Source organism: Sinimarinibacterium thermocellulolyticum (assembly GCF_040327995.1).
Taxonomy (GTDB): Bacteria; Pseudomonadota; Gammaproteobacteria; order Nevskiales; family Nevskiaceae; genus Solimonas; species Solimonas thermocellulolyticum.
In genome coordinates this window covers 117,307-136,691 of sequence record NZ_JBEPIJ010000009.1, presented here as the reverse complement: position 1 = coordinate 136,691, position 19,385 = coordinate 117,307, and the positions used below count along the sequence as shown (strand labels likewise).

At 66.9% G+C, this 19,385-nt stretch carries 18 protein-coding genes and 2 pseudogenes; 2 read left to right on the top strand and 18 right to left on the bottom strand.

The features are described 5' to 3' along the window. On the top strand, window positions 1-109 hold a 109-nt coding region (locus ABSH63_RS09745; protein WP_352888226.1), incomplete at its 5' end, for an integrase core domain-containing protein. A 14-nt stretch (window positions 110-123) separates the two neighbouring features. On the opposite strand, the pseudogene ABSH63_RS09740 reads toward ABSH63_RS09745, so the two are convergent. The 13 genes and pseudogenes from ABSH63_RS09740 to ABSH63_RS09680 all read right to left on the bottom strand — a co-directional run. Next, window positions 124-2,547 (bottom strand): annotated as a pseudogene (locus ABSH63_RS09740) (SNF2-related protein); the annotation flags it as partial. Continuing rightward, a complete protein-coding gene (gene mads1 / locus ABSH63_RS09735; RefSeq protein WP_352889381.1) occupies window positions 2,547-2,750 on the bottom strand; it encodes a methylation-associated defense system helix-turn-helix domain-containing protein MAD1 in 204 nt (67 codons plus the stop codon). The gene mads1 and the pseudogene ABSH63_RS09740, both read right to left, overlap by 1 nt. Before the next feature lie 343 nt (window positions 2,751-3,093). Next, window positions 3,094-3,802, bottom strand: a pseudogene (locus ABSH63_RS09730) (IS256 family transposase); the annotation flags it as partial. An 88-nt stretch (window positions 3,803-3,890) separates the two neighbouring features. Further along, the gene (locus tag ABSH63_RS09725) at window positions 3,891-5,249 is read right to left on the bottom strand and encodes a sigma-54-dependent transcriptional regulator (protein WP_352889379.1); all 1,359 of its coding nucleotides are present in this window, start codon (window positions 5,247-5,249) and stop codon (window positions 3,891-3,893) included. Next, window positions 5,246-6,655, bottom strand: coding sequence for a sensor histidine kinase (locus tag ABSH63_RS09720; RefSeq protein WP_352889377.1), 1,410 nt, complete (start codon window positions 6,653-6,655; stop codon window positions 5,246-5,248). Before ABSH63_RS09720 ends, ABSH63_RS09725 begins: the two co-directional genes overlap by 4 nt. Further along, window positions 6,652-7,896 carry an MFS transporter gene (locus ABSH63_RS09715; RefSeq protein WP_352889375.1) on the bottom strand — a complete coding sequence of 415 codons (1,245 nt, stop codon included), beginning with the start codon at window positions 7,894-7,896 and terminating at the stop codon, window positions 6,652-6,654. The genes ABSH63_RS09720 and ABSH63_RS09715 overlap by 4 nt, the downstream gene beginning before the upstream one ends. After that, entirely contained in the window at window positions 7,893-8,174 is a 282-nt protein-coding gene (locus ABSH63_RS09710) for an SHOCT domain-containing protein (protein ID WP_352889373.1), read from the bottom strand. The genes ABSH63_RS09715 and ABSH63_RS09710 overlap by 4 nt, the downstream gene beginning before the upstream one ends. 17 nt (window positions 8,175-8,191) lie before the next feature. Continuing rightward, on the bottom strand, window positions 8,192-9,412 hold the full coding sequence (locus ABSH63_RS09705; RefSeq protein ID WP_352889371.1) for an SLC13 family permease: 1,221 nt from the start codon (window positions 9,410-9,412) through the stop codon (window positions 8,192-8,194). 14 nt (window positions 9,413-9,426) lie between these two features. Beyond that, on the bottom strand, window positions 9,427-10,095 hold the full coding sequence (locus ABSH63_RS09700) for a hypothetical protein (RefSeq protein WP_352889369.1): 669 nt from the start codon (window positions 10,093-10,095) through the stop codon (window positions 9,427-9,429). A gap of 40 nt (window positions 10,096-10,135) precedes the next feature. Next, the gene (locus ABSH63_RS09695) at window positions 10,136-10,639 is read right to left on the bottom strand and encodes an outer membrane beta-barrel protein (RefSeq protein WP_352889367.1); all 504 of its coding nucleotides are present in this window, start codon (window positions 10,637-10,639) and stop codon (window positions 10,136-10,138) included. 289 nt (window positions 10,640-10,928) lie between these two features. Beyond that, window positions 10,929-12,089 (bottom strand): cystathionine gamma-synthase, encoded by a 1,161-nt coding sequence (locus tag ABSH63_RS09690; protein ID WP_352889366.1) that lies wholly within the window; start codon window positions 12,087-12,089, stop codon window positions 10,929-10,931. Window positions 12,090-12,093: 4 nt separating this feature from the next. Beyond that, window positions 12,094-12,945 carry an HAD family hydrolase gene (locus ABSH63_RS09685; RefSeq protein ID WP_352889365.1) on the bottom strand — a complete coding sequence of 284 codons (852 nt, stop codon included), beginning with the start codon at window positions 12,943-12,945 and terminating at the stop codon, window positions 12,094-12,096. Between the two features lie 71 nt (window positions 12,946-13,016). Further along, entirely contained in the window at window positions 13,017-14,384 is a 1,368-nt protein-coding gene (locus tag ABSH63_RS09680; protein WP_352889363.1) for a pyridoxal-phosphate dependent enzyme, read from the bottom strand. Window positions 14,385-14,446: 62 nt separating this feature from the next. Between ABSH63_RS09680 and orn the strand changes: the two genes are divergently transcribed. Then, window positions 14,447-15,004 carry an oligoribonuclease gene (gene orn / locus ABSH63_RS09675; protein WP_352889361.1) on the top strand — a complete coding sequence of 186 codons (558 nt, stop codon included), beginning with the start codon at window positions 14,447-14,449 and terminating at the stop codon, window positions 15,002-15,004. 12 nt (window positions 15,005-15,016) lie between these two features. Here the strand turns inward: orn and ABSH63_RS09670 are convergent, their stop codons facing one another. The 5 genes from ABSH63_RS09670 to ABSH63_RS09650 all read right to left on the bottom strand — a co-directional run bounded on the left by ABSH63_RS09670 (window position 15,017) and on the right by ABSH63_RS09650 (window position 19,377). Continuing rightward, window positions 15,017-16,345, bottom strand: a complete 1,329-nt coding sequence (locus ABSH63_RS09670) for an ATP-binding protein (protein ID WP_352889359.1) — start codon at window positions 16,343-16,345, stop codon at window positions 15,017-15,019. A gap of 20 nt (window positions 16,346-16,365) precedes the next feature. Continuing rightward, the gene (locus ABSH63_RS09665) at window positions 16,366-17,043 is read right to left on the bottom strand and encodes a response regulator transcription factor (protein ID WP_352889357.1); all 678 of its coding nucleotides are present in this window, start codon (window positions 17,041-17,043) and stop codon (window positions 16,366-16,368) included. A gap of 16 nt (window positions 17,044-17,059) precedes the next feature. Continuing rightward, window positions 17,060-17,428 (bottom strand): PepSY domain-containing protein, encoded by a 369-nt coding sequence (locus tag ABSH63_RS09660; RefSeq protein ID WP_352889355.1) that lies wholly within the window; start codon window positions 17,426-17,428, stop codon window positions 17,060-17,062. Window positions 17,429-17,659: 231 nt separating this feature from the next. Next, window positions 17,660-18,712 carry an efflux RND transporter periplasmic adaptor subunit gene (locus tag ABSH63_RS09655; protein WP_352889353.1) on the bottom strand — a complete coding sequence of 351 codons (1,053 nt, stop codon included), beginning with the start codon at window positions 18,710-18,712 and terminating at the stop codon, window positions 17,660-17,662. After that, window positions 18,709-19,377 (bottom strand): TetR/AcrR family transcriptional regulator, encoded by a 669-nt coding sequence (locus tag ABSH63_RS09650; protein ID WP_352889352.1) that lies wholly within the window; start codon window positions 19,375-19,377, stop codon window positions 18,709-18,711. The genes ABSH63_RS09655 and ABSH63_RS09650 overlap by 4 nt, the downstream gene beginning before the upstream one ends. Between the last annotated feature and the right edge of the window lie 8 nt (window positions 19,378-19,385).

The window sequence follows — 19,385 nt, the reverse complement described above, 5'->3', positions numbered from 1 at the left end:
GTGGATGCTCGAATACAACGAAGACCGACCCCATGACTCGCTCGGCGACATGACGCCAGTCGAGTATTCTCAAGCCGCCAGGAACTCTACTTTTGAACTGTCGCCTTGACGGGGAAGCTTACGTTCGGAGATGCAATCGGTGCCGATCAGAAGATCCACCTCGTGCGGATCGTCCGGCAATACCACCACCTTCTCTTTGGAGCGGGGCGAGAACAGGGTGAGCAGCTCCTGGAAGTCATAGCTGCGCTTCTGAGTTTTGCTCTTGATGGTGGACTGCGGCGCCCCCTTGCCTGTGACCTTGGCGGTGTGGATGCCGTGCATGGCCAGTAGCTCCGGCGCAAGGTTGGCGTACAGGTAATCGGCGGTGTCGGCAAAGGCTGTGAAGATCAGCACCTTCCTGTTGCCGGGGTTGATCGGGTTTGCAATCTTGTCGAGTACGTGCGCCTTGAGGTGCTGCAGCTTGGCATCGTCTTGCGGCGTGATCTTGTTCATCGAAGCGAGCAAGGCATCGATGATGTGCAAGTCAGCCTTGAGTTCATGTTCCCAGGATGGCAGGTCCATGTCGGCGAGGCTGATCTTGATCTTGCCGCCGATCTCGCCGCCTTCGTCGCCGGGCATGGGCAGCTCATCGTCTTCCGCTTCCAGCCCTTCCAGCACTTCCGTGAGGTCGCCGACCGTGACCGCGCCGCCGGATTGATTGAACGCGGCGATCTTGACGAGAGTGGCATCAATGTTGGCCCGCAGCGATTGCAGGGTGAGCCGGAACGACTGCACCGAACTTTCAAGCCGTTTGAGCAGGTTGACCGTCATCAGGGCTTGCAGGCTCTTTTCGCGGTCGGCTTGGCGCAGCGTGCCCTTGCCGCCGACCTTGGTGTCGTAGATCTCCTCGTACTTCTTCAGACGGCTGGGCAGGATGTAGCTGATGGGCGCATACACGGCCAGCTTGAGCAGCGAGAGTTGCTCGAAAATGTCATTGAAGCCCAACACGTCCGACCGCTCGGTCAACGGGCAGTGAAACGACAGCGGTTTGCGACGCTCCGGAAATTGACCGATGTCTTTAGTGTCGTAGAAAGTTTGGATGTGCTTACGCGAGCGTGCGATGGTGACGCTGTCGAGCAGCTCGAAGAAGTCGAAATCCAGTGAGTCGAGGATCGCACGCGCGGTACGTTCTTGCGGGGGGAGCTTCGACCACGCATTGAAGGCTGCTTGTGCGCTCCGGAAAATTTCTTCAACGCTTCTGCCCGTGCGCAGCTTTTTTGAGAGGTTTTCGGAGTCGCCTTCGTAGGCCAGGGCCAGTTGGTTGCGCAAGTCGGTAAAGCGGTTGTTGACTGGCGTGGCCGACAACATCAGCACCTTGGTCTTCACCCCTTCCTGGATCACCTTGCGCATCAGCTTCTGGTAGCGGGTTTCCTTATCCTTGTAGGCGTCGTTGTTGCGGAAGTTGTGCGACTCATCGATGACGACGAGGTCGTAGTTGCCCCAGTTGATGCGGTTCAGCGGCGTACCGAAGGACTCGCCGCTGGTGCGGGACAGATCCGTGTGGCAGAGGACGTCGTAGTTAAACCGGTCGCGGGCGAAGATGTTGGTCTTGAGGTTGCGGTTGTAGTTCAGCCAGTTATCCGCCAGCTTCTTGGGGCAGAGCACCAGCACTGACCGGTTGCGCAGCTCGTAATACTTGATGACTGCCAGTGCGGTGAAGGTCTTGCCCAAGCCGACGCTGTCGGCAAGGATGCAGCCGCTGTAGGTTTCCAGCTTGTTGATGATCCCGGTGGCAGCGTCCTTCTGGTAGTTAAAGAGCTTGTTCCAGATCAGGGTGTCCTGGTAGCCCGTGCGGTCGTTGGGCAGGACGTCTTCGTCGATGTCGTCGAGGAACTCGTTGAAGATGTTGTAGAGCATCAGGAAGTAGATGCTCTCGGGTGAGTTCTCTTGGTAGACCGAGGCGATGTGCTCGCAAATCTGCGCTGTCACGTCCTCGAGCTTTTCGGGGTCATTCCAGATCTGATCGAACAGGCTCAGGTATGTGGCAGCAAAGGGCGCCTCGTCCATCTTGTTGACGAGGTTGGAAACCGCGTTGCCTTGTTGGTACCCGAGATCGACAGCGGTGAACCCGTGCAGGGGCATGTAAGCCGTGCCGGTGCTGCCAGCCTGGACGCAGGCGAACTGCTGCATCGGCGCTTTGGTGCGGTTGCTCTTGAATTTGGCCTTGCGCCGTATCCACTCGGCGCACTCCTTGGCCACCGCCCGCTGGGTGAGCTTGTTGCGCAGCTGGATTTCAAACTCGCTGCCGTAGAGGCTGCGCTCCCGGTCGAGCTTGGGAATGTGGAATTCCTTTCGCTCTTTGCGAATCTTGTCGGTGACCTCGTTAGCAACAAAGGTGGGCGAGGTGAAGATGAAGTTCAGCTCGTCGATCTTTTCCAGCTCGGCTTTCAGCGCCTCGTAGGCGTACATCGAAAAGCATGAGGCCGCGACCTTCAGGCGCGCGCCTGGCTGGAGGGTCTTCTTGAGATCGTCGCCAAGCAACCGGCTGATGTTGTCGATCAGTTCCATCAGTTGCTTGCCCCCGAATTCTTGTTGGTCAGATTGGCGGCAATCCACTCATCCAGGTCGCTGCGGCGGAAGCGCCACGTGCCGCCCAGCTTGAAAGCGGGAAGCTTGCCTTCGGCCGCGAGGCGGTAGACGGTGCGCTTGCCAGCCTTCAAGTAGGCGGCCACCTCGTCCAGGGTCAGGATTTCACCTTCCGGGTCTGCCATCGTCTCGCCTTTGCCGTTGATGAGTAGGGATTGCCAAGAGTTGCCGATGTTCCCATATGACGGCGAACTAGACCAGAGGCTGGGCGAAGAAAAGAATGGCCAAATCGTTGAATCCACGCCCTCAAGGCCAAGGCGTTACTATCTAGCTCGGGTATGGAGCGCGGGTTCGGTTCCGTGTTCCGCCACCACCATTCCACGCCCAACCTCTTTCGGTTGGGCGTTTTGCTTTGTGCGGGGCGCGACGCCACGCGGGGTGGTGGGCCATTGTGCGTGCGCTGCGCGGTGGTTACTTGGCGTCCTGAAGGAGTCCGTCAGAAATTTCGTGTGTGAGCCGGTTGGTTGATCAGTTGTCGATGACGAACCGTTCTTCGAACTGGATGGCCAGCTGCGCCCTGGCAGCATGACCGTAGATCGGTGGGCCTACTTTGCCGAGATGTTCTGCAGGGCCAGCCAGATGAGCTGGGTTGCCGCCTCGTCGTTGGGGAAGTGCCCCTTGTTGCGGATCGCCTTGCGCACTTCGCTGTTCAGGCTTTCGATCGCGTTGGTCGTTTAGATCACGCGGCGGATGTCGGGACTGAACGCAAAGAACGGGATGAGCTCGCCCAGTTGCGCCGCCAGCTCTGCGCGATCGCCGGGTACTTGCGGCCCCAGGGGCCCTCGTCGAAGGCGTCCAGCGCGGCGCTGGCGGCGTCCGCATCGACCGCCCGATAGACGGGCTTGAGCCTGGCGGCGATGGCCTTGCGCGCCTTCCAGGACGCGAGCTGCATCGAGTAGCGGATCAGGTGGACGATGCAGGTCTGCACGACGGTCTGCGGGAACACCGCCATGATCGCCTCCGGGAAGCCCTTCAGGCCGTCGACCACGGCGATCAGGATGTCGTTGACGCCGCGGGTCTTGAGCTCGGTCATCACCCGCAGCCAGAACTTCGCGCCCTCGGTCTGCTCGATCGACAGCCCCAGGATCGCCTTGCGGCCGTCGCAGCGCATGCCGATGGCCAGGTACACGGCCTTGTTGCGGACAATGCCTTCGTCCCGGATCTTGACGCGCAGGGCGCCTAAGCAAAACGGTTAGCTGATGTCGGCTGACCTAACCCCGGGCTCTGGACCCGACCGCTACTCAAAGCGGGCGGACGTCGGAGCTTCAAGTCTCTGTGTCATCCGTGCCGTATAGTCGATGCCGTTGCATCAGCTTGTACAGCTGCTGACGGTGGATGCCGAGGCGTCTTGCGGCCGCGGCGCGGTTGCCGCCGCAGGCCGTCAGCGCGCGTTCGACCATCTCGCGCTCGATCGCGGCGATCGCGGCCGGCAGCTCGCCATCGAGCAGGGCCTGGAGATGCCGGGCCGGCGTTGCCGCCGCGCCCTCGCAGAGAAAGTCCAGATCCTCGGCCTGGATCTGCCTTCCGCGAAAGACCACGCTGAGCCGTTCCATCGCGTTGCGGAGTTCGCGGACGTTGCCCGGCCAGTCGTGCGCCTGCAGCCGGGTCTTGGCGCCGGCGCTCAGTAGGCGCGGCGACGTTGGCCGGAACAGACGCAGGAAGTGCTCCGCCAGCGGCACGATGTCCTCCGGCCGCGCGCGCAGCGGCGGCACCTGCAGCGTCACGACGTTGAGCCGGAAATACAGGTCCTGCCGGAAACGACCTGCCTGGACGTGCTGGTCCAGTGCATGGTGCGTTGCGGCGATGACGCGCACATCGACCGGCAGCGCGCGGGTCTCGCCGAGCGGCGTGATCTGGCGCGTCTCCAGCACGCGCAACAGCTTGGCCTGCATCGGCAGCGGCATGTCGCCGATCTCATCCAGAAACAGCGTGCCGCCATCTGCGGTGCGCACCAGTCCGACGCGATCCGATTGCGCCCCGGTGAACGCGCCGCGCTTGTGACCGAACAGCTCGGCTTCGAGCAGTTCGGCAGGAATTGCGGCACAGTTGAGCGCGACGAAGGGGCCGTCGGCGCGCGCGCTGTGCCGATGCACGAGGCGAGCGACGCACTCCTTGCCGGATCCGGTCTCGCCAAGAATCAGCACGGTGGCGTCACTGGCGGCGGCGAGCCCGATCTGCTTGTGCAGCTCGCGCATCGCCGGTGAGTCGCCGATGAAGGCGTCCGGTGCCACAGGCGCAGCCGTCGAGGGTTCAGCCCCGCCCCCATCGGCGAATGCGTTCGCCAGCACGCGGGCCAGATCCGCGCGCCCGACCGGCTTGGTCAGGTGATCGATCGCGCCCAGGCGCATGGCGCGGATCGTGTTGTCGGCGTCGGCGAACGCGGTCAGCACGATCACCGGCAGTCGCTGGCCGCGCGGATGCTCGCGCAGCGTCTCGAGCAGGCTCAAGCCATCGGTGCCCGGCAGGCGCAGATCCAGAATCATCGCGTCCACGCCCTGCTCGATCATCGACGGAACGGACGCCGCACCGCCGGCCTCGAGCGGCTGGTAGCCGAGGTCCTGTAGCGTCTCGGCGAGGCCCGCGCGGAACTCGCGGTCGTCGTCGACGATCAGGACGCGCTTCATGTCGGGGACTGCTGCGGGATTTCGAGGATCAGCTCCGTGCCCGCGTCGGCCTCGCCCAGCCGGACGTTGCCGCCGTGCGCCCGGGCTATCTCGCGCACCAGCGCCAGGCCCAGACCGGTGCCATCGGGACGTCCGCTGGCGAAAGGCTCGAACAGGGTTGCCCGCAGGGCCTCGGGAATGCCCGGGCCCTGGTCGGTGACGCTGATGCGCAGGTGTTCGCCGTCGGCGATCAGCGCCACGTGGACGCTGCTGCCGGGCGGCGCATGCTGGATCGCATTGCGCAGCAGGTTTTCGACGGCGCGCCCGAGCCACTGGGCGTCGAAGCGCGCGCTGTCCTCGCCGTGGCTCTCGGCCGTGATCGTCACGCCCCGCGCGGCGGCGTGCTCGCGCGCGGCGTCGAGCAGGGCATCCAGCCACGGTCCGATCACCACCGTCGCCGGCTCGATGCGCAGCGGCTGGCTGAAGGTCAGCAGGTTCTGCATCAGCGTCTCGAGCCGCTGCACCTGGACGAGCACGGCCTCGAGTGCCGGCAGCGCACGGGTCTGCGGATCGGCCAGTGCATTTTCCGCGCGCAGACGCAGCGTCGCCAGCGGATTGCGGATCTCGTGGGCGACGGCGGCGGCGGTGCGACCGATCGCCGCAAGGCGCTCGGATTGCGCGAGCTCGCGGCTCAGCCGGCGGGAGCGTCGCCGCGCCTCGGCCAGCCGCGCGTGCAGGGCGTTGATGGCCGAGACGATGCGATCGAGCTCTTGCGCTCCGGTCGGTTCGAGCGGCGGGCCATCGTCCAGCGGATAACTGGCCAGCGCGCGTTCTAACCGCGCCAGCTTGGCAGACCAGCCGGCGAGCGTCACTGCCAGCCACAGACCGGCAGCGACGACGAAGCCCAGCAGCAACGCCATGCCGAGCGAAACGCCGAACAGCAGCTCGCCGGCCACCAGCGAGATGCGCATCATCGTCCAGACCACGCGCTCGCCGGCCGGACAGGCGTGCAGGGCGAAGGCCTCCCGGGTTCCGCGGCGCGCATCGCGCTGAACCTCGCCGAGGCTGTGTGCCGCCTGCACCAGCCGCTCGATCAGCGGCAGCTCGGTGGCAGGCATGTCCTGCTTGGGTGCGCCGCCGACGTGGGTCGGGTAGGCGTAGGCGACGAAGCCGAGCTGCGGTGTCCACAGGCCGCCTTCGACGCCGGCGTAGCGGCGCAACAGACCGTCGAGCGCAGCGGCCGGCGGTGCGCCGTTCTCGACGGCCTGCGCGATCTGCGCGCAGGCTTGCTCGATGGTCCGCTCGGCATCGCGTATCTGCACCTGGGCGCTGTGGCGGTAGAGCAGGAACAGGTCGACTGCAAGCACCGCCGCGACCAGGGCGATCAGCAGCCACAGACCGATCAGGCGGCGACGTAGCGAGATCATGCCGGCAGTGTAGCGGGCGATGGGCAACCACGGTCCGGCATGGACTCGCGCACGCAGCACACGACGAAGACCAGCGCCAGCGCCGCGACGGCAGCAAGAAACAGAAAGCCCGCGTCGTAGCCGAGCGCGGCGACGACCTGTCCGGCCAAAGCGTGGCTCAGCGCCGCGCCGATGCCGTGGGCCACGGCCACAGCGCCGATCGCGGTGTTGAATCGCCCGCTGCCACGGGTCAGATCGGAGACGATGAGCACGGTCAGCACGCCGATCAGGCCGGCGCCGATGCCATCGAGCAGCTGCACCGCCACGATCCACCAGCCGGCGTCATGCACGGTGTAGAGCAGGCCGCGGATCGGCAGCACCGCAAAGGCCAGCAGCAGCAGCGGTCGACGGCCCCAGCGGTCGGCGCGCGCGCCCGCTAGATGCGCGACCGGGATCATCACCAGTTGCGCGACGATGATGCAGGCGCTCATGTACAGCGAGGCGCCGCGCTCGGTGCCTGCGCTCAGGGTCTGTCCGGCCAGCGGCAGCATCGCGGCGTTGGCAAAGTGGAACACCAATGTCGCGACGGAAAAGGCCAGCAGTGCCGGCTGCCGCAGGAGCATGACCAACCCCGATTCGTTCACCGGTGATGTCTCATCGGCAAGGCGCGCGCCGCGCGCCAGCTCGGGGTCGATTTCGTGCTCGCGGATCAGCAGGATCGAGATCACCGAGGCCAGCGCGAACAGGGCCACCGAGTAGAACAGCCATTCGCGCGCCACGAAATGTCCGAGCAGGCCGGCAAGCAGGGCGGCGACGATGTTGCCGGCATGGTTGAACACCTCGTTGCGACCCTGCCGCCGCGCCAGGCCGCGATAGCCGACCAGGCCCTGCGTGATCGCGGTCAAGCCAGGCACGATCAGCGCCGCCGCAACGCCCATCAGGGCCTGGAAGAAGACGATGGCAGGCAGGTTGACGAACCAGGTCATCAGGATGCAGCACAGGCCGATGGTGCCGCTGGCGACCGCGGTCACCAGGCGCCGCTGCTGCACGCGGTCGATGAGCGCGCCGGCGGGCCCCTGCGCGATCAGGGTCGCGATGCCCATTGCCGACATCGCGATGCCGATTCGTCCGGCGTCCCAGTCGTGCGAGGCCAGCAGGTAGATCGCCAGGAACGGGCCGATGCCGTCGCGCACATCGGCCAGGAACAGGTTCGCGGCATCGAGCGCGCGCAGGCTGCGCCGGCTTGCGGTCTGCCTGCTCATCCGCGATCTCCGTCGAGCAGCCGGCGCAGGCGCTCGTATTCCGCCGCATCGATCTCGCCGCGCGCCAGGCGCAGCCGCAGCGTCGCCAGCGCGCTGTCATCGGCAGCACCGGGGCCGGGCCGGCGGCGCTCGTGCCAGATCCGCCACAGGAACACGGCGATGGCTGCCAAGAGCAGTAGTGTCAAGAAATCACGCACGGCCGGGCTGAACAGCGGCCCTGCCCAGGCCACTGTTGGCAGGATGCACAGCAGGGCCATCGGAAGACGTGTGAAAAACATGAGATCCTCCAAGGGTTTCAGGAGAAGACGACAAGCCAGGCGGTGACGATCAGCATCGAGGCGACGGTCACCGGCAATCCGCAGCGGGCGAACTCGCCGAAACCGAGGTGCACGCCGCATGCCTTTGCTCGCTCGGCGACGATCAGGTTGACCACGCTCCCGATCAGCAGGGCGTTGCCGGCCAGCGTCGATACCAGCGCCAGATCACGCAGTGTTTCCTGCGACCAGTCGGCACCGAGCTTGAGCAGCAGCACGGTCAGCGGCACGTTGCCGATCAGGTTTGCGCCGACGAGGTTGACGGCGATCAACCCGCCGATGGAGTCCTGCACCATCGGCACCAGCGGCGAGACGAGATTGCCAAGCGCGCGGGACTCGGCGGCGATCCCGGTAACCACGAACAGTCCGCCGAACAGCAGCAGCAGGTTCCAGTCCACCCGCGCCACCAGTTCGCGACTGGGCTGACCGCGCCGCATCAGCAGCAGCAGCGCGACGCTTAGCACCGCGATTTCGCGCGGCAGGGGTGTGGCCAGCAATGCCAGCAGGCCGGCGAGCGCCAGCAGCAGCGGTAGCGGCGAGTCCGTCGGGGTGGTCGCCGTTGCGGGCGCATGCCCAGCCGTCGCCAGGCGCCAGCGGCGATGCCACACGGCCCAGACCACGGCGTGCACCGCGAGCAAGCTCAGCAGCGCGGGCACGGCCGCGAATGCCGCGTAGTTCCAGAAGTCCAGCCGGCCGGCCTGGCCGATCAGCGCGTTCTGCGGATTGCCGATCAGGCTGGCTGCCGAGCCGGCGTTGCAGGACAGGGCGAGCGCGATCAGGAACGGCCGCGGATCCAGCCCGTGGCGAGGCAAGAAGCGGCACAGTAGCGGTGCCAAGGCGTAGGCGACGATATCGTTGACCAGCACCGCGCTGAGCACGCCGCTGACGGCGATGATGCCGGCCAGCAAAAGGGCCGGTCGCTCGCGCCATGCCGCCAGCGCGTGCTCGATGCGGACGAACAGGCCCGAGGCCTCGGCACGGGCGGCGATCAGCATCAGACCGAGCAGCAGCAGCAGCGTCGGCGCATCCAGATGCGCCAGCGCCGCTTCAAGCGGCAGCGCGCCGCTGATCGAGCCGACGAGCAGCAGCAGGCAGGCGCCGGACAGCGCGATCCAGGCGCGGTCCACGGCCAGCCCGCGCACGCCGCCTGCGGCCATGCCGAGGTAGGTGAGACCGAAGACGGCGAGCGCGAGCGTCTGCATGGCTGGCGTGTCGATCAACGGTGGTACAGCGGCAGATCGCGGCCGCCGGCGCTGACCGATTCGGCTTCCAGCACGCGGCCGTAGGCGTTCTCGGTGCCGTAGCCGTGGGCGCTGAGGGGCTCGCCGACCCGGAGTACACCGGAGAGCATGTGGCTGGTGTGCTTGGGCCGCGGGAAGCGCACGATGGTGCCGTCGTCAAGCACCACGCCCTTGATCTCGCCGTGCTTGCCGAAGAGCAGGTGTTGCACCACGCCCTGCGCCGACATCGGGCTGAGCGTCATCTGTCGCCAGTGCTTCGGCGGCTTGCGCTCATGCCAGGCGGGCGGCCGGTCGACCACGGTCACGCCGCTGCCGCCGGTGATGGCGTAGGCCTTGATCTCGCCATGGCCCTCGCGCCATCCCTGCACACTCACCGTGTCGCCGGGGCGCGCCGTGGCCGCGAGCTCCTCGCCGAGGTGCGGCGGAAACTTCACCTGGCTGCCGTCGTCGAGCAGCAGGCCATCGACTTCGCCATGCGGGTTGAGCAGGTACTGCTTGACGGTTCCGGTGAAGGTCGGCTCGGCCTGCGCCGACGGCACGGCATGAGTTGGCGGCCGGTCATGGGGCGGTTGGGCCATGACGGTACCGATGGCCCCGCTGGCCGTGATCGAAAGCAGAACGATCTGGAGTGTCTTCCTTTTCATGGTCGTGCTCCTATGGGTTGTGGGGACGTTGAAGGCGGGATCAGAACCGCAGTTCGATGCCGGCGCTGAACAGGTCCACGTCCTGCCGCGCGATGTCGAAGCGCTCGTACTCGGCGCGCAGCGACCATCGGGGCAGCAGGCGGACGCGCAGCCCGATGCCGTAGAAGGGCTCGTGGTCCCGCAGCCGCCGGGCGACAGAGCCGCCTTCGGTGCGCGCGAACAGCAGACCAACCCTGGCGTACGGGAAGAGCAGCGGCGTGACCGGCCCCCCGGCGCTCAGCGCCAGCGTGTAGCCCTGGCTGTCGGGCGCGTCACGACCGCCACCGAGACGGGCGAGATCGAGGTAGCCGAGCTCGCTGCCGAACACCGCGCCCTGCGAGCCGAGGAACAGCTTGTAGCCCTCGTTGCGGCCGTCGAACTCGCCGCCATCGACCCGGGCAGTGCCGAGGCTGCCGCCGACGAAGCCATCGTTACCCGGCCGTGCGTGCGCGGTGGACAGCAGCGCAAACGCCAGCACGAGGAATGCGCCAAGACGATGTTTCATGGGACGGGCTCCGAGTGGGGTACACCCATCCACCGCGCAAACCCCGTGCCCGCACCAGACCCATCTCAAGTCATTGATTTACGGAGAGCTAGTCTCGGCCCTGGCGTGAGCGGTGTCCTCCCATCGGACGCTCGCTGTCGGTTTGGCGGACATCAGCCGAGGGCCTCGTGTGCTGCACTGGCGCGCAGGCGCCCGTGTGCGGAGCGCCCGATCGGTGGTCGACGGATCATGAACGGCGCGACGCGCAAGCCCAGCCAGAGCCCTCGGCGGGGGCCGAGGTCGGCGATTTTTACCCGAGCGCCTGGTCGAGATCGGCGCGCAGATCGTCGAGATCCTCGATGCCCACCGATAGCCGGCACAGCGTGTCGCCGATGCCGAGCTGCGCCCGCGTCGCCGCCGGCACGCTCGCGTGGGTCATGATGGCCGGATGTTCGATCAGGCTCTCGACGCCGCCGAGCGATTCGGCCAGCGCGAACAGCTCGCAGCGTTCGAGAAAGCGCCGGGCGTCGTCGAGTCCACCCTTGAGTTCGATCGAGATCATGCCGCCGCAGCCGCGCGGCATCTGCCGGCGCGCGAGCGCGTGCTGCGGATGCGTGGGCAGCCCGGGGTAGTGCACGCGCGCGACGCGCGGATGCCGCGCCAGCCATTCGGCGAGCGCCTGTGCGTTTTCGCAGTGGCGCTGCATGCGCAGCGCGAGGGTCTTGACGCCGCGCAAGGCGAGAAAGCTGTCGAAGGGACTGGCGACCGCGCCGACGGCGTTCTGCAGGAAGGCGAGGCGCTCGGCCAGCCCGGCGTCGTCGCCGACGACGACGAGGCCGTTGACCACGTCGGAGTGGCCGTTGATGTACTTGGTCGCGGAGTGCATCACCAGATCGAAGCCGTGCTCGAGCGGACGTTGTAGGTAGGGGCTGGCGAAGGTGTTGTCCGCGGCACAGAGCAGGCCGTGGCGCTTGGCGATCGCCGCGATCGCCGACAGGTCGGCGAGCTTGAGCATTGGATTCGACGGTGTCTCGACCCAGATCAGCCGCGTCTGTTGCGTGATCGCGGCTTCGATGTTGGCCGGCTCGCGCATGTCGACGTAGCTGAAGCGCAGACCGGCGCTTTTCTCGCGCACGCGTGCGAACAGGCGATAGGTGCCGCCGTACAGGTCGTCGGAAGCGATGACGTGGGCGCCGGGTTCGAGCAAGTCGAGCAGGGTCGCCGTTGCCGAAAGGCCGGATGCAAAGGCGAAGCCGCGCGAACCCGACTCCAGATCGGCCACGCAGCGCTCGTAGGCGAAGCGTGTCGGGTTGTGGGTGCGCGAGTATTCGTAACCTTTGTGTACGCCGGGGCTCTCCTGCACATAAGTCGAGGTGGCGTAGATCGGCGGCATGATGGCGCCGGTGCTCGGGTCCGGTGCCTGTCCGGCGTGGATGCAGCGGGTCGCGAAGGCAGAGGTTTTCTCGTTCACGGGATCAGCCCTGATAAGTCCGCGCGGCCAGCGCGATGTCGGTGCACAGGCTGCGCACGGCCATCAGCAGAAATGTCGATAGGTCCGAGTCTTCGCGGTAGTTGGCCGAATGCAGATTGGCGACGCGGCCATCGCGGACGAACTGGAAGGCGTTGCCCCATTTGTCTTCGCGCTGGCGGTCGTAGACCGCGATCGGCACGCCACCGTGCTGCTTGAGCAGCGAGAAGCACGGGATGTCGGTGTAACCGTCGCCGACGAAGATCATCTGGTTCAGCGGTACGCGCAACCGCTCCGCGGGTAACTTGCGGTTGACCTCGAAGGGCTTGCCGCGGTGCTGCGGGCCGACCAGACCCTTCTGGACGTGGAACAGGTAGCGCGTCTTGTCGGTGAAGCTGATCACGCGCCGCGGGAACACGGCATGACCGCGTTCGTCGTAATGGAACTCCGAGGCCCACAGATCGGTGAGTTCATGGGCGATACGGGTGTGGCGTAGCACGTCGCCGATGCCGCTGGAGATCACGTAGAACTCCAGATTGACCCGGGGGTTGGCATCGCGTGCCGCGCGACGCAGGCGTGCGAACAGGGTCTCGACGCCGGGGTGCAGGGGGGCCATACGCCCCCAGTCGGCCAGACGCTCGCGCGTGATCGGCGGCAACCGGCCGTCGCGCGCCGCGACGATCATCTCGTACAGATAGGCCGGTACCGGATCCCAGTCCTCGCGCGTGACCCGAGGGTCGACGCACTCTCGCCAGAAGCGGCCCACGTCGTCCAGACCGCAGTGGCGCAGAAAACCCGAGGTGGTGTCGGGCGCGAGGGTATCGTCGAAATCGAAGACGACGGCGATGGTTTCGTGCATGGGGTTGGGCAAGGGCGAGGTCGAGCGATCGAGGCCGGGGTGGCCGCACGGATTCGCGTCGGGCCATCGCGTCAGAGTTGTTTGCGCAGATGGTTGAGCAGGTCGATCCGGGTGATCAAGCCGATGAATCGCGGACCGTCGGCGACGATCGCGACGTGATCGCGCGCGAAGATCGGCAACAGCTCGGCGACGGGGGTGTCGGGGGTCACGGTTTCGAGCTGGGTCACCATCGCCGTCGCCACCGCATCGTTGAAGCGCGCCGGTTCCAGGTGGACGTGCTGCACGATGTCGGACTCGTCGACGATGCCGATCAGCCGCTCGCCGTCCATCACCGGCACCTGCGAGACGTCGTGCAGCTTCATGCGCCGGTACGCCGTTAGCAGGCTGTCATCGGGACGGACGGTGACGGCCGAGCCCTCGGCGTAGCGACGCACGATCAAGTCCAGCAAGGAGCCGCTGCGCGGGCGATCGAGCAGGCCCTGATCGAACATCCAGAAGTCGTTGTACATCTTCGACAGGTACTTGTTGCCGCTGTCGCAGACGAAGGTAACGACGCGTCTTGGGGCGGTTTGTTCGCGGCACCAGCGCAGCGCCGCCGCGAGCAGGGTGCCGGTGCTCGATCCGCCGAGGATGCCCTCGCGTGCGAGCAGCTCACGCGCGGTCGCGAAGCTCTCGGCATCGCTGATCGAGTATGCCGACTTCACCCGCGACAGGTCGCAGATCGGTGGTACGAAGTCCTCGCCGATGCCTTCGACCAGCCAGCTTCCGGCGGGCTTCTGAATGCTGCCGGTGCGCACCACGTCGGCGAGGATCGAGCCGAGCGGGTCGGCGAGCACGATCTCGACGTGCGGCGCCACGCGCGCAAAGTAGCGTGACAGGCCGCTGAGCGTGCCGCCGCTGCCGACACCGACGACCACCGCGTCGAGCATCTGGCCCATCTGTGCCCAGATTTCCGGCCCGGTCGTCGCCTCGTGTGCCATCGGGTTGGCCGCATTGGCGAATTGGTTCACGTAGAAGCTGCCCGGCGTCTCGGCGGCGAGGCGCTCGGCGAGGTCCTGGTAGTACTCGGGATGGCCCTTGCCGACGTCGCTGCGGGTGATGCGCACCTCGGCGCCGAGCGCCTTGAGGTGCAACACCTTTTCCTGCGCCATCTTGTCCGGGATCACCAGGATCAGCCGGTAGCCCTTTTGCGCGGCGACCAGGGCGAGGCCCAGGCCGGTGTTGCCCGCGGTGGCCTCGATCAGCGTGCCGCCAGGCTTGATGCGCCCCTCGCGTTCGGCGGCCTCGATCATCGACAGGCCGATGCGGTCCTTGATGCTGCCGGTGGGGTTCTGGTTTTCGAGCTTGACGAACAGCCGGCACGGGCCGGTGTCGAGCCGCCGCAGTTCGACCAGCGGCGTATTGCCGATGGTGTCGAGGATGCTGCCGCTGCCCTGCATGCTGGTTCTCCTCGCTTGTGGCAGTCTGTCGCGCGACTCACGATAGCACCGTCGATCGCGCCATGTCCGTCATCAAACCCGACCCCAGCAACTTGATCTGGATCGACCTGGAAATGACCGGGCTCGTCCCCGAGCGCCACCGCATCATCGAGATCGCGACTGTCGTCACCGACAGCCAGCTCAACGTGCTCGCGCAAGGGCCGGTGCTGGCGATCCACCAATCCGACGACGAGCTCGCCGCGATGGACGAGTGGAACACGCGCCAGCACGGCGGCTCCGGGCTGACCGAGCGCGTGCGCCAGAGCACCGTCGACGAGGCGCAGGCCGAGGCCGAGACGCTGGCGTTTCTGTCGGCCTGGGTGCCGGCCGGTGCCTCGCCGATGTGCGGCAACTCGATCTGCCAGGATCGGCGCTTCCTCGCACGCTGGATGCCGCAGCTCGAACGGTATTTCCATTACCGCAATCTCGACGTCAGCACGCTCAAAGAGCTGTGCCAGCGCTGGGCGCCGGATCTGGCCAAGGGCTTGACCAAGACCTCGTCACATCTCGCGCTGGACGACATCCGCGAGTCGATCGCCGAGCTGGCGTACTACCGCGCGCACTTCATCCGCACCCCGTGACGGCGCTCCGGATCAACGCAGCGGCAGCGCAACGATCACTTTTGCGCCGCCCAAGGGCGAGCGGTCGAGCAGCAGGCGACCACCGTAGGCCCGGACGATGTCGGCCACGGCGGCAAGACCGAGGCCCTGGCCGGGCTGGCGCTCGTCGGCTCGTGCGCCGCGCTGCAGCAGGTGTTCGGCCTGTGGTGGAAAGCCGGCACCATCGTCCTCGACCACGATCAGGCATTGCCGCGAGCCGCTCAAGGCACTGACGCGCAGCTGACCGTTTCCGTACTTGGCGGCGTTGTCGATGAGGTTGCCGAGCAGGTCGTAGAGGTCCCCCTGGTCGGCGCGCAGGCGCAGATGCTCGGGCACCGCGTTGTCCACCTGCAGCCGCTTGTCGGCATAGACCTTCACGATCGCGGTGAGCAGCTTGTCGCACAGGCTGCGCAGCGCGACCGGCTCGGTCAGCGTGCGGGTGCCGGCGGCGGCGGCGCGTCGTAACTGGTGGTCGACGATGTGCTGCATGCGGTCGATCTGCTCGCCGAGCTGGCACCGAAAGCCCTCGTCCAGCCCGCTCTGCGCGGTCATGCCGCGCAGCACGGCGAGCGGTGTCTTGAGCGTGTGCGCCAGATCGCCGAGCGCATTGCGATAGCGCGTCTGCTGGTTGCGCTCCGCGGTGATCATCGTATTGAGATCGCGCGCCAGCGGCTGGATCTCCTGCGGATAGTGACCCTGGATCTGCTGCTGCTCCCCGCGCTCGATGCGCTGCAACTCGCTGCCGAGCTGGCGTAGCGGCTTCAAGCCCCAGCGCAATAGCAGCAAAAGGGCGAGCGTGAGCGCGGCCAGCGTGGCGCCGAGCCAGAACCACAGTGTGCGTCGGAAGGTGCCGAGCTGACGGTCCCAGGCATTGGCGTCTTCGAGCACGACGATGGTGTAGCGTCGCGGATCGTCGGCCGAGTCGATCCAGCGCAGGCCAAAGCTCAAGGCGAAGGCATTGGGATCGGCGAGCCGCTCGAATCGCCACTCGCCCACCTCCGGGCTCGCGGGCGGTCGCAGGCGCAGAAAATCCGCCGAGCTCCAGACGATGACGCCTTCGTCGTCGAACAGCGCGGCTTCCAGCCCGGACAGCGGCTGGCGCAGACGAGGATCGGGCACTGCCTCGAGCGCGATGGTCAGTTCGCCGAAAGCATTCGTCGAGGCTGCACCCAGCAGGGAGTACACCAGCGTCTGCATCTTGTCCTGCTGGGCCTGCAGCATGGCGTTCTGGAACGAACGCTCGAGGATCAGCCCGGTGAGGCTGCCGAAGGCGACGACGATCAAGGCTGCCGCGACCAGCAGGCGCGTGCGTAGGGAGTTCACCGGTGGAGAGGGCGGTTCGCTCAGCTACGCGCCAAGTCCCAGCGATAGCCGGCGCCGCGGATCGTCGTGATCGGGTTGTACCGGCCGTCGGGGTCGAGCTTGGAGCGCAGGCGCCGGATGAAGACCTCGATGACGTTGCTGTCGCGCTCCTCATTCTCGGTGTAGAGGTGCTCGGTGAGCTCGGTCTTGGAGATCACCTTGCCGGCGTGGGTGAGCAGGTATTCGAGCACGCGGAACTCGTAGCTGGTCAGTTCCACCGGCTTGCCGTCTGCGCTGACGGTCTTGGCACTGACGTCGACGACGTACGGCCCGGACGCCAGCTGCGCCGAGGCCCAGCCGCCGCTGCGGCGTAGCAGGGCGCGCACGCGCGCGATCAGCTCCTGCGGGTGGAAGGGCTTGACCAGATAGTCGTCGGCGCCGGCTCCAAGGCCCTCGACCTTGGCCTCCCAGCCGTCGCGGGCGGTGAGGATCAGGATCGGATACTTACGGCCGCTGCTGCGCGCCTTGCGCACGATGTCGATGCCGGGCACGCCGGGCAGGCCGAGGTCGACGATGGCGATGTCGGCCGGGTATTCCTCCGCCATGTAAAGCCCTTGGTCACCGTCGGCCGCGGCATCCACGGCAAAGCCTTCCGCGGACAAAAAATGCACGATCTGCTGGCGCAGCGCGGCGTCGTCCTCGATCACCAATGCGCGCATGTGGATGCCCCCGATCTCATGGCGTGATCTCGTAAATCCGTACCTCACCGTCCTTGAGGATTTTGACGCGATAGCCGCCGTCGCGCCGCTCCTGTACCGACAGCACGCGGCCGCCGTGGCGGCGCTGGACCTCGCGCGCGGCATCGGCGGGTGACAGCCGCGGTTCGCGCAGGCGCGGCAGCGGCGTCATGCGCGGCGGCATCGTCGCCGGTTCGATCAGTTGCCGCGGCAAAAGGTTGTCCTGGTCGGCGCGTACCTGCTGCGGCGTGGCCAGCGGTGCGAGCGCCAGCAGCGCACCGACGACGCCGGCGCCGACCACGCTGCGCGCACGGCCGCCGCATGCGGTGCTGTTTGTCGGCGGGGGGTGCTGCAGCCTTGCCTCCATCGCTTGCCGATCGTTTCGCTTCAATATCACACCCGAGCACGCCGCGGGCATACGCCGGCAGTGTGGTGGTCGTGTCGCCAGACTCCGTTCGCGGCACGGCCTCGCCGTATCGGACCCGCCCCACGGCCGCGCCGTCCTGGGCGAGCGCATGCTGCGGTCGCGCCTGTGATTCCTCGCGCCGCACCGTATGGGACGGCAGCCTAGGCGCGGCAGATGAATTCGCCCTGAATCCTAAGGCGATTGCTCGAATGGCGAGGTGATGATGACCGTGCCGTCGCCGATGTGCTGGATGCCGGAGACGATGAGCTGCTCGCCGGCGCGCAAACCCGAAAGAATCTGCGCATGACCGTCGAGGCGCTGGCCGACGCGGACTTCGCGCAGCCGCGCCTGATCATCGTCGGCCACATAGACGAACTGCTGCTCGCCGCGCGGGAACAGCGCGCGCTCGGGGATGACGATGGCCTCGTCGATGCGTTCGAGCACCAGGCGAATTTGCGCAAACTGGCCGGGCCGCAGGCGCAGCGCGTGATTGGGCACGCGCCCGCGCAGCGCCACCGAGCGCGAGGACTCGGCGATGCGCGGCTCGATCGCATAGACCTCGCCGAGGAAGCGCTCGCCGGGATAGGCATCCACGGCGAGCTCCAGCGGCTGGCCGACGCGCAGCGCCGGCAGATGACGCTGGTCGATGCGAAAGTCGACCTTCATCGTCTGCAGCGCCTCCACCACGGTCAGATCCTGGCCGGCGGCGATGTAGTCCCCTGGACTGACCGTGCGCAGTCCGGCGATGCCGGCGAACGGCGCGAGGATGCGGGTCTTGTCGAGCCGCGCCTCGGCCAAGGCCAATTCCGCCGCGGCCAGTTCGAGACTGGCCGCGGCCTGGTCGCGCTCCGCGGCGGCGAGCAGCTTGCGTGCATACAACTCGTCGGCCCGTCGCGCGCTGCGCTGGGCCAGCGCGTGAGCGGCGCGTGCGCGTTCGAGCTCGGCGCGGGGGATGCTGTCGTCCAGTTCGACGAGCATCTGTCCGCGCTCGACGGCCTGACCCTCGGCAAAGCCGATGCCGACGATGCGCCCGGCGATCTCTGAGCGGACCGTCACCGATTCGTCCGCGCGCAGACTGCCGACGGCCAGCAGTTCGCGCTCCAGCGCCCGCGCGCCGACCGCCATGGTCTTGACCCGGACCGCGGCGGCCGTCTTGGCGCCATTGGTGCCGGGCGCGGCGTCGTTGCAGGCGGCGAGCAGCACGCCGACGGCGAGCAGGCAAGCTGCGGTGCTGCCTCGTGTCATCGTGTCGGTCGCCTCGGTGATGACGGGCGCAGCGCCTGCTCGGCCGCGGCCGTGAGTTCGTCGGACAGGGCGTAGGCACGGAACAGCGTCCGGGCGAGCACGCCGAGCAGACTGCGCACCTCGTCCGGGCTCTGGTGGCGCAGCGGCAACACGCAGGCCTCGATCAGCGAGACGATGGCGCGCGCCAGCGTGTCCAGGTCGCCGGCAAAGTCGAGCAGTCCGCTGTCGGCGCCGCGCTGCATCGCATCGCGCAAGGTCTTGACTGCGAGCGATTCGAAGGCGCGCTGGGTGTCGATGATCGCCGCGGTCTGCGGCGTCGAAGGCGTCAGCCAGTAGCCGGCCACGCCGCTTTCGATCCTGGGATCCTGCAGCATGCGCTGCAAGCCGGTGAACAGGCACAGCAACGCGCGCACCGGTTCGGGCTCCAGGCGCACCGGGTCGAGGATGTAGGCATGGAAGATCGCGTGCAGGCGGCGCAGGCAATCGAGGTAGAGCGCCTGCTTGCCCTGGAAGTGCCAATACAGCGCACCCTTGGAAAGCTTGGCCGCTTTGGCGATGTCGCCGATGGACACGCCCTCGTAGCCGTAGCGGCCGAACAGTTCGAAGGCGCAATCCTGAATCGCCTTGAGTGCATCGAATTGTTCGTGAGCGGGTCTGCGCGGCATCGTGGCCG